This is a genomic window from Paenarthrobacter sp. NEAU-H11 (assembly GCF_050573415.1).
Lineage (GTDB): Bacteria > Actinomycetota > Actinomycetes > Actinomycetales > Micrococcaceae > Arthrobacter.
Genome location: NZ_JBNZGA010000030.1, coordinates 1 through 10272, shown reverse-complemented (window position 1 = coordinate 10272; position 10272 = coordinate 1). Strand labels below are relative to the sequence as shown.

Here is a 10272-nt window from a genome sequence, read left to right as displayed (position 1 = left end):
GCATTGCAATTTCCTTTTTCTTTGGTCGCTTAGTTGATCCGTGCATGCGGGCATCCGCCGCCCGGGTTTTGCTTTCCCACGGCCCGGTGGACCGTGGTGTCGATGCGGCTGGCTGTAGCCCTGCCTTTGGCCACGAGGCGGCGATGCCGCTCGGTGATTGGCTCCTTCTCATCGGCGCGGATGTAGTCGCGGTAGATGAATCTCGCTCTCACAAACCCCCGTGCGAGCGACTGCAGCGCCCAGTGCGGCTGCTTCATCCCGTAGATGCGGAAGAGCGAAGGCGCGAAGAAGGTAGTGATGAGCGCCCGTCCGAACGGTCGCAGGGCTTGCTGCGGGAACCAGGCTTCAAGAAATTGCTTGATCAGCTCCTCTGTGAACGGCGCGCCGATCGGATTCTCCGGCCAGGGGCGCTCAGAATATGCCTGGGCATAGGCCGCGCACTCCTCGAAGGTCTTCGGCATCGGCTCGACGTCGGTTAAAACCTCGCCGCTCTCCACCGTGAACAGCTCGGCAATTCCGCACCAGAAGCGGTGTGCGGCGATCTTCTGCTTCTCTGACCACCCGGGCAGCCCGAGGCTGCGCTTAAGAGTGTGCTCGGCGGTCGCCGCAGCGGAGAACAGGAATATGTAGTCTTCCGAGTGCGAAAAGGATCCCTTGTAGTGCTTCGCCCATTTCACATGTTGCTTGTTAACGATATCGATCGCCTGCTTCGTCACGGGCGAGTCCGGGCCGTGCTCGGCCCACAGCAGCATGTGATCGTTGGTGTTGGTCGTCCGTTGTTCGGCTTGGACGATCATCGCGCCGGTACCGTCGCGATATGCCGCGTCCGCACCCCACGTGGTCATGCCCAGATGCGAATTGTCCACCGTGTACTGCCAGTGAAGATCGAAGTCCGTGACGTTATAGATGTAGCTGAGAGCCCAAATCTCCTGGTAATCGACGTACGGGTCGAGCTGCTCAATGCGTTTGCGAATCCACTTCCGCGAGGTGCGGATAAAGTCGGTGCTCACCGCAGCCGCGGACGCACCTTGGGCAACCGGTGTCTGTTGTTCCTGCATGCTTCTTCCTCTCATAGCGCCACAGAATAGATAGGTGTCGAGTCATGACACACGCCTTCGTAGCGCATAGTTCGCCTCGCGCCGCCTGTGGTCTCGGCCGAGCGGCTCCAGACGAACGCCGCCAAGCCACTGCCGCCACCGCCCGTCCTCATCAAAGATCTCCCAATGCCAGGCGACGACGACGTCCCAGGAAACGCTTCAGATCATCAAGCATGGTCCCCTCGAGGACCATGCCCTCTCCCTTTATCTGAGTCCTGTCGGCATTGAATCCGCGAAGACCCTTCAAACGTGTCAATGGGCCGATCATTCCGTCCACGTTGGTCGTCGTATAGCGAGGCGATGGAGATGTCGGGTTCCCGCACCCGGCCGGTGGCGCTGTCTGCCAGAAGAACGTGCCGTGCTCCGGGGCGGCCAAGTAAATTCAGGAGTTTCCTTCCCCTCGGGGTCGCCGAGATGAAGTATGTAGGACACCAAGATACGATAATAAGCGCTTGCTAACAAGAGTTGGCTTCGATCATCTTGGCGTGCGGCGGAAAGCGCGCTAAAGCAAGTCGGCCCCGCGTGACAGCGGATGAAACAGAATGATGCTCGAAAGGCGCTGCAGCGTACCACCTACAGGCCAACGCGGTGCTACGGCCATGACCGGTGATCCACACCTTGGCTGGAGATGTGATGGCTACGTCGCAACTGCGGGGAGTTCGCTGATGATTTAGGACAGCCGCAGGGGGCTATTTACGCCACGACACGCCAAGAGGACCCCTGCGCTGAGACACCATCGCCTCGCCGGCCCTTACGCGGCCCGGTGACCAGAACATGGCGTAGATGGGCCATGCCCATGCCCTCACCCTCACCTCGGTTCGCTGCTTTGGTCGTAGAGGTTTCCAGGTCCGGTCAGGAGATGGCTAAATCCACGACCTGGCACTCGCTAGTGCTCACGCCTCCCCCAGAAGCGTCTGCCTAGGGCAAAGGACTATACAGAGGGACGGAGTGGTTCATCGGCTCAAGCACGGACGGCGGGGCCGTGGGGGTGGTACCCGAACATTCTGCCGCACGACAACGCGCCAGGTCTTCCGCTTCATATGGATGCCGCCGTTCTTCGTCCCACTGGCGTTTCATCTCCGCATTGCGTTTCTATCGTCAGCCTCTTGGCTTGCAGCGGCCTGCGGACGATGCACCAGCGAACTAACATGCCGCAACTCAGGACAGCCCAAGATGGTGCCTCGGATGCTGGCTAAGCGTCGTCTTTGACGAGTTGACGCGAGAACTTGACCATAACGGCCTTGAGCGCGGATACTCAGAAAGTGACTAAGCGCCTGCTTTTGCAGCCTGATTCCAGCAGAGAACCGACGAAGCCAACGTCGCGGCTCCTCGATTTCGGTGTAGAGCATTAAAACAACGAACCAGGGTAGTCCACCTGAGACCGAGACCCGAGAGGGATTGATGTATCCGCGATGACGACACGACAGAACAACCACGTCGCCGATGTAACGCGCGCTCGGCTACTGGAAGCGGCTATAGCCGCGTTTGCCGCGAAGGGCTTCCACGGCACTACCACGCGTGACATCTGCTCGGCCGTTGGGATGAGCCCCGCCGCGCTCTACGTTTACCACAAGTCCAAGGAGGAACTGCTCTACCTCATTACGCGATCAGGACATGAGAACATCCTGCGACTGGTGGACGAGGCCGTGGCGACCTCCGGTGAACCAACCGAGGTACTGCGTAAAATAATCCACGGTTTTGCGATCGAACACGCCAAGGGACCCGCCGCCGCGCGGGTCACAAATTACGAGCTGCCCGCGCTTACACCGGAACACTACGCCGAGATCCGCGAGATGCGCCGCCGCATCGAGAAAGAGCTTTTCAATATCGTTCAGGCCGGTGTGGCCACTGGCGACTTCGACACCCCTGATCCCCAGATGGCAACCGTCGCCTTGCTCTCGCTCGGTATCGACATTGGGCGATGGTACCGCGACGGCGGCCGCTGGAGTCCGGAGTACACAGCAAACCGATACGCTGAGATGGCGTTGCGCATAGTCGGCGCCAGCGGCTGAGACCAAGCCTTCACATATAGCACGTCGTCTTGACCTCGATCCGCTGTTGATCACTGCAGCTGGGCACGTCGTGTAGGGACCATGTTCTTCTGTGCTGGCAAAACCGGGCTTGTCCAACATGCCCAGCGTTCGACAGATCCTGCTGAGGTGTGCGCCGCATCTGTGGCCTGCCTCGTGGGTACGAGACCCTCCTCGATGCCACTAAAATATCAACGTTTTGACATATCGCGCGTTGAGCAGGAGCTCCCAAACGGAGACGGACCAGAATCGACGGAATGGAACTAGTGACATGACCGACAAGCGTGTTGTCATCGCGGGTGGCCACGGCAAGATTGCACAACATCTGACGAAGTTGCTCACCGCTCAGGGAGATCAGGCCGTGGCGTTGATACGTAACCCTGCCCATATTGACACGGTTGTTGCGCTTGGAGCGCTCCCCAAAGTCGTCGACATGGAGTCGGCATCGGTCGACGAGGTGGCCGCAACACTCGAAGGCGCTGAGGCGGCGGTGTTCGCAGCGGGTGCCGGACCCGGAAGTACAGCCGAGCGCAAGGATTCAGTCGACCGAGGGGCGGCAAAACTCCTCGCAGATGCAGCGGAAAAGGCTGGGGTGAAGAGGTTCGTTCTAATCAGTTCCTCCAGCGCGGGCGAGCCGGTCCCTAGTGATTTAGACGGCACTTGGCGCGCATACATAGAGGCAAAGATTGCTGCGGAAGAAGACCTGTCGAACCGTCCCGACCTAGACTGGACGATTCTGCGACCTGGTGAGTTGACCGACGATTCGCCAACTGGTCACGTTGTGTTGTCCACCCCGCCGCTCAAGCGGGGAACGATTCCCCGGGCCGACGTGGCAGCTGTCATTGCACAACTGCTCGACGCCCCGGGCACTATTGGCAAAACGCTGATGGTGGCATCCGGCGACTCACTAGTGGACTACGCCATCACTGCGATTCAGTAGCGTAGTCCGGGGCGCTGGCAGGGCAGTGGCCGGGGCTCCTTCTCCACTGGGCACGGGAGCGTCGCCCAGAACCGGCGCCCAGCAGGGCGAATCCGCGCGGGATGTAATCCCCTGCCGTCTCGCCACCATCGGTGCGCTCGTCCACATAGCGGCGCAGCGCTTGTCGAAGGAACTACTCGGCTTATCGTCCTCGCGAAATGGCGGCTGGGAATTTTTCGCGACCGGCTCGTGGAGTCACTATCTGCTTTTCCGGTCCATTTGCGCCGTTCGGATCTGGCGTCGGGGTACCCCTGCGAACCTGCAAGCCCCTGACAGGCCGGCTCGAATGGGAACACCAATGGACTGCTCGGGCAGTACCTTCGGAAGGGAACGGAGCCCGGCAACTACACTGTAGAACACTTCGCCTCCGTCGCGAGACAACTCAATGGACGGCCCCGTGAATTCCTGGACGCAGAGACTGCTTGGGTGCACTTAACTGGACTCGCTTCACCTCATCCAGCTTCACAAGATTTGTTGCAGCAACCGCCGGAATCCGACGCCCAGTAAATGAATCGGTTTTCGTCCGCCACCGACATTGTTTCTGAAAGGTCGGACTACCACTTCTTATTTGCTTCCATCACCGGGATTAACAGTGCTGCAGCGGCTCCGAGTCCAACTGCAACACCCAGCATGATGAATCCGTGGACGTAACCGGCTTCCAGCGGAACTCCCGATGTGGAGAAGCCGGCAGTAACGATACCGGACATGAATGCAGCGCCGAACGAACCACCTATCGTCCGGATGTTCGCATTCATACCGCTCGCGACGCCAGTCTGTTCCGCCGGCACTGCTCCGACGACCACAAACGACATGGCCGAAAAAGCAATACCGAAACCGATTCCTGCCAAGGACGTCGCAAGATAGATTTCCATTCTGGACTGATGTAGAAACGCGAGCACGAAGCAGCCGATTGCGCTGACGATCAACCCAATTATCACGAGGTTCCTCGAGCTCAATCGTTTGGCCAATCGGCCGGAGGCTAGCCCGAGCACAAACATCCCCGCGCTGAAGGGCATCAGCATCAAGCCTGACTCTGTGACCGAAGCACCGAAACCGAAACCGGCCGACAACGGTGTCTGCAGAAACTGCGGCAGAAAACCAAACACTCCGTACATACCGATTCCCATCAGCAAGGCAACTAGATTCGCGGCCCACACACTTCGAATCCGCATCATCGACATGTCGATCAGAGGGTTGGAAGATCGCGACTCGACGAAAACCCAGATCACTGCGACGGCTGCGGCCGCCGCCAGCAGCCCAAGGACCACCGGAGAACCCCAACCCGATGTCGGCGCCTGGCTCACACCGAGTAACAATGCAACGAGCCATCCGGACATCAGCATGGCAGTGACCCAGTTAATCCTGCCAGCAGTACGGACAAGTGACTCGGGTATCAGGATCTGTGCCGCAGCCCCTGCCAGGATGACCATGGCAAGCGGGATCCAGAAGAGCCAGCGAAATCCCAGAGCGGTCACGATTGGCCCGGCCAGCACAATACCTAGACCCGCGCCGACAGAGGTGAGCGCGGCAATTAGGCCGATTGCTCCCACTACCTTCTCCTTGGGAAACTCGTCGCGGATAATACCGAACGCCAATGGCAGTACGCCACCACCGATTCCTTGGATCACCCGCGCAACAATCATCACCGACAGCGACTCGGCCAATGCCGCGAGCAACGAACCGACAGCCAGCGCGGCAAGCGCGATCACGAATACACGCTTCTTACCATGCATGTCACCGAGACGCCCGATGATTGGGGTGAATACTGACGCGGATAAGAGGTACGCCGTCAACACCCAAGTGACGTGGGTCTGAGTAGTGCCCAGCTCAACCTCGATGGTCGGCAACACAGGCATCACTAGCGACTGCAGAAGGGCATAGGCCCCGACGCCCAAGGTGAGGACAGCAAAGGTCAACTGGTGGCGTCCCCACCGCGGAGTTGTCTTCACAGGGTGGTCATTCCCAACGGATCCTCTGTTCCGAGACCGATTGGGCGGGAGGAATGGCGCGAGGCTTTACGGCATCAAGTTGCATAACGATTGAGATGGTTCGTGTATCCCAGTATGCGTATGGCGTCGCTCTGGTATAAGCCTGTGGACCCGATGGACTGAGAAATGGGCCACTGAATGTGCGACAGGTCCCTGGCGATTGTTTCCGGGTAGTTCATGTGTGTTACCCCAGCGTTGGGAACTCTCGAGGCCCTCGGGGGCCCATATCTCGATTGTTCGATTGTCATCTCTCCTCGGTCTTTCTAGCGCTGCAGGATCGATGCGGGTCCGGTCAAGTACGATCGCCGCAGTGCATAGCTCGCATCTCGCTAACGGTAGTTTTCGACGGTCGGTGTCCCATCCGAGCAGTGTGGATTCCCGGGTCGCAAACAGCGAAAGTGATGACTTTCCACATTCGACATTGTTGCTCCAGTTTCGAACACCTTTCGGCAGTGCCTGATGATTGTGCGCATCCTCGTCTTTACGACTACTGGATGCCTTCGTCGAATATTGCGGGATCGAACGTCCCATGAATCTGATCCGCGATGTCCCGCTCGATCTCCTGGGCAGCGTTGTGTCCAGCGAGTCCCGACACATAGAGTGCCGGCCACGTACCGTTACTACAGAAGTACAGCCCTCTCACCGGAGCGCGATAGTCGCTGAAGCCCGCTACTGGGCGCCAGTTGAAGGCGCGGGATGCGGTGATGTTTCCGTGAAGCGCGTGCCCCTCGAGCAATCCGAATTGGTTCTCGAGATCATCCGGCGTGAGGAACCGGTAGTCGTCGACAATTTGGTCAAAGTTCGAAATATGAGGGGCCAGGGAGCGCAAGACATGTTTGGCCCAGTCGTCGCCGACGGTCTCCCAGGTGCCCTCGGCCAAGTGATACGGCGCATAGGAAACCGACAGGCTCATGACGTGCCGACCCTCGGGGGCCAGTGTTGGATCGACCGCTGTCTGGACTAAACCGTAGATTATGGGGTCGCCCGACCAATCTCCATGGGTGGCGGCCTCGAAGCTGCGTTGCATCGCATCCTGTGTCAAACCCACGCGGAAGCCGCAGCGAGCGAGCAACTCGTTTTCGGCCTGATCGGTCGCGCAGACGAATTGTGGGAGGTCGTTCAGGGCGACGTGAACCTTCGCCATGCAACCGGCCATGCCTATACCAGAGAATGCGGATCGGATGTCGGGTTGGAGGGCTTCCTGGGGTACGAGGTCGATGAGCGTCGTTTTCGGGTTAATTGCCGAGGCAACGATCCGGGCGTTGATTTCCTCGCCCCCGGCGAGAACCACGCCCTCAACGCCGTTCGGGCCGACCTTGATGGTCTCGACAGCTGACGCGGTGCGAATCTGACCGCCTCTAGCCAGGAATGCACTGGCTAACGCTTGCGTTATGGCACCCATGCCGCCGATCGGAACGCGGGAAGCGAACTCCGCGGACGCACTGATCTTCGGCCGATTCCGAACGGCGCTGCTACCGCGGTACAGGGCGCGGTGCATGAGCTGGAATGCTGAGCCAGGCGATGCAGGCCCGAGGAAGTTGCCGGTCGCGGCGAGCATTGCGAGGGACGACTGCAGCTCCTCGGATACTAGGTGCTCGCGGACGAGGTCAGTGGCGCTCCCGAACATGACCTTCGTGAAGAGCTCTTCTTGTGCCGGGGTCTTTGGACGTGCGGCAACCTCGGCAAACGACGGTGGCGGGCCGAAGAAATCTACGTCAAGTGTTATGGCCAACTGCATCAGCTCGTCGTTCAGTTTCATTTGCGCGTCGTAGTCGCCAGGGGCAAAACGGTCGAACTCCTTCCGCACATCCTCTTTGTTCGGCCACGACACTACCCGCCGACCGTCAGGAAACATGATGAAGGAGCTCGGACGGAGAGGTTCCGACCAGGTCAGTCCGTGCTGGTCGAGCCTGAGGTCGGAGAGGACCTTGGGCTCGAAATTGTGGGCAGAGTTGGCTACGAGGTTCCCCCTCATGCCTGGGAACAGCTCTGCCGTGGTGCAGAGTCCCCCGATCGTCTCGCGCTGCTCGAGCAGCAGCACGCGAAGACCTGAGCCCGCGAGGTAAGCACCCGTCACGAGGCCGTTGTGCCCGCCGCCAACGATGACGACGTCAAAGTCTGGGCTTGTTTTGACCAACATGTGCGGCCACCTTCCTATGGATGCAAATCGTTTGACAGTTATATGAGGCCCTGTGTCCACGGTTGCCTGCTTGGACTGAGGATTATTGCCAGCTCCGTCCCGTGGCTATTGCGGGAGACTCTTTAGGATCCTTCAGTTGCTTATGACGGCTGCGGGTGCAGGCGGCAGGATGCTTTGGCGCCCGTCGACGGGGATGGCAGTGACGGATCCCGCCTCCGACTGTGTTCGGAGGCGGGCCGCTGCCGTCCAGCGGGAATGCCTGCTGGCGTTCGCGATTATCTATTCCGCTGACCAGGACACGTAGATGTCTGTGATCGATTCCCTGACGTCTATCACCATGTTCTTCCCAGCAGGAAGGATGTAGGTGTCGCCCGCTTTCGCGTCGATGGCGTCCTCGTCATCGGGCTCGATCACGATGTGTCCGCTAAGGAGGTGGGTGAACTCTTCTGCCTCGAGCCTGTAGCGAAATTTTCCCGGCGAGCAGCTGAAAAGCCCGACCGTAGCGCGGCCGTCCGGTGTTGTGTAGAGGATGGTTCCGGCCGCCGTGGGGTTCCCGGACATGATCGTTTCCTCGTCGATCGGCATGGCCTCCATCGGGACAGGTCCTGCGATATGCGTCATTTGAAAGTTCTCTTCGATGTTGTGGTGGTCATTACGTTGGGCCCAGCGTCAATCCACCGTCGATGACCAGTGTGTGGCCCGTCATGTATGAGGCGTCATCAGAGCAGGCGAACAAGATCGCCGAAGCGATTTCGTCGGGTAAGCCTTCGCGACCCATAGGCACTTGGCGGGAAACGGTCTCCACACGTTCCGAATCGCTGGTGAATGCAGGGTCGTTGAACGGTGTGTCGACCCACCCGGGACAGACGCAATTGCAGCGAATGCCGAGGGCGGCGTTCTCGACGGCGACCTGTTTCGTAAAGTTAACCAGTGCTGCCTTGGACGGTGCGTAGGGCGCGGACCCTGCCTCGGCGACGAGGGCCGCGCTCGAGGCAGTGATGGAGATTGTTCCTCTTCGTCGTTCGCGCATTCCGTGGAGGACCGCTTGGACAACGACGAAGGTCGACCGCGTGTTGATGGCGAATGTTCGGTCCCAGTCACTAAGGGTGATGTCGTGAACTTTTCCAACGATCGGCACGCCCGCGTTCGATACCAGCACATCGATTGGTCCTAGGACAGATTCGACCTGTGATATGGCCGCCCGGACGTCGTCAGGGACCGACACGTCGGCGATAACTGCGAATGCAGTTCCTCCTCTGGCCTGAATCCCCGCCCGTGTCGTCTCGAGTTCGTCGACGTTGATGTCGAGGACCGCGACATCGGCCCCCTCCTCCGCCATTCGCCAGGCGACGGCGCGGCCAATGCCGGTGGCGGCACCGGTGACGAGGCAGACGCGCCGCGAAAACCTGGACGATCCGGTGTCAGACATGTGAACCATTGCTCATGAGAGTCCGCGTCCGGATTTCCGAGGCCGCGCGCAGCCCCGCGCGGACCGCCGGGTGCAACCCGCCCGAGATACCGTAGCCGCCCCAGTCGCCGTCGAGGCCGGCTCCGCCGGGATTCGCGGTGTCGACGAATCCGCACCAGTCGCCGGCGAAGTGTATGTTGCCGAGGGGCTTTACCATCTCGGCAACATGCTGGTCGAAACCGACGGCAGGCGCGGGGATTCCGTGGTTCCAACGCTTAATCGAGTGGGCCAGAATTTTGTCGCGGGCCTCCGGGAACATGTCGGTGAAGTCGTTGATGAAGGTGTCGGCGATGCACTCGTCGGTGCGGTCGGAGAGCGGCGCGGCCGATGGTCCGACCGCGATCATCTTAATCACCGAGTGCTTGTCTGCCCCGACCGCCTCTACAACCCGGTGCGTTTTGGAGTTCAGGCCCACGCTGAAGCTTTTGTCGATCGTCCAAATTGCTGAAAGTTCATCCCAGGGGGCCGGGCCACCGTCTGCGAGCAGCAGGAGGACTTCAACGATCGGTAGGACCCGCACGGAGTCCATCGCGGCGAGCTTGGCCGGTTGGAGTCCCCGCACGATCTGGC

8 protein-coding genes are annotated in these 10272 nt (G+C 59.9%); 2 read left to right on the top strand and 6 right to left on the bottom strand.

The features are described from left to right. Window positions 1-29: 29 nt before the first annotated feature. A complete protein-coding gene (locus tag ACQ3DC_RS20910; protein WP_430753086.1) occupies window positions 30-1058 on the bottom strand; it encodes a hypothetical protein in 1029 nt (342 codons plus the stop codon). Window positions 1059-2509: 1451 nt separating this feature from the next. Between ACQ3DC_RS20910 and ACQ3DC_RS20905 the strand changes: the two genes are divergently transcribed. Both ACQ3DC_RS20905 and ACQ3DC_RS20900 read left to right on the top strand, forming a co-directional pair. Further along, window positions 2510-3109 (top strand): TetR/AcrR family transcriptional regulator, encoded by a 600-nt coding sequence (locus ACQ3DC_RS20905; protein WP_430753117.1) that lies wholly within the window; start codon window positions 2510-2512, stop codon window positions 3107-3109. Between the two features lie 289 nt (window positions 3110-3398). Further along, the gene (locus tag ACQ3DC_RS20900) at window positions 3399-4067 is read left to right on the top strand and encodes an NAD(P)H-binding protein (RefSeq protein WP_430753116.1); all 669 of its coding nucleotides are present in this window, start codon (window positions 3399-3401) and stop codon (window positions 4065-4067) included. 593 nt (window positions 4068-4660) lie between these two features. Here ACQ3DC_RS20900 and ACQ3DC_RS20895 read toward each other — a convergent pair. The 5 genes from ACQ3DC_RS20895 to ACQ3DC_RS20875 all read right to left on the bottom strand — a co-directional run. Next, window positions 4661-6022, bottom strand: a complete 1362-nt coding sequence (locus ACQ3DC_RS20895; protein ID WP_430753115.1) for an MFS transporter — start codon at window positions 6020-6022, stop codon at window positions 4661-4663. 559 nt (window positions 6023-6581) lie between these two features. Continuing rightward, window positions 6582-8234, bottom strand: coding sequence for a phytoene desaturase family protein (locus ACQ3DC_RS20890; RefSeq protein WP_430753114.1), 1653 nt, complete (start codon window positions 8232-8234; stop codon window positions 6582-6584). Between the two features lie 279 nt (window positions 8235-8513). Further along, the gene (locus ACQ3DC_RS20885; protein ID WP_430753113.1) at window positions 8514-8855 is read right to left on the bottom strand and encodes a cupin domain-containing protein; all 342 of its coding nucleotides are present in this window, start codon (window positions 8853-8855) and stop codon (window positions 8514-8516) included. A 31-nt stretch (window positions 8856-8886) separates the two neighbouring features. Further along, on the bottom strand, window positions 8887-9663 hold the full coding sequence (locus ACQ3DC_RS20880; protein ID WP_430753112.1) for an SDR family NAD(P)-dependent oxidoreductase: 777 nt from the start codon (window positions 9661-9663) through the stop codon (window positions 8887-8889). After that, the coding region (locus ACQ3DC_RS20875) for an FAD-dependent oxidoreductase (protein WP_430753111.1) at window positions 9656-10272 on the bottom strand (617 nt) is incomplete at its 5' end. The genes ACQ3DC_RS20880 and ACQ3DC_RS20875, both read right to left, overlap by 8 nt.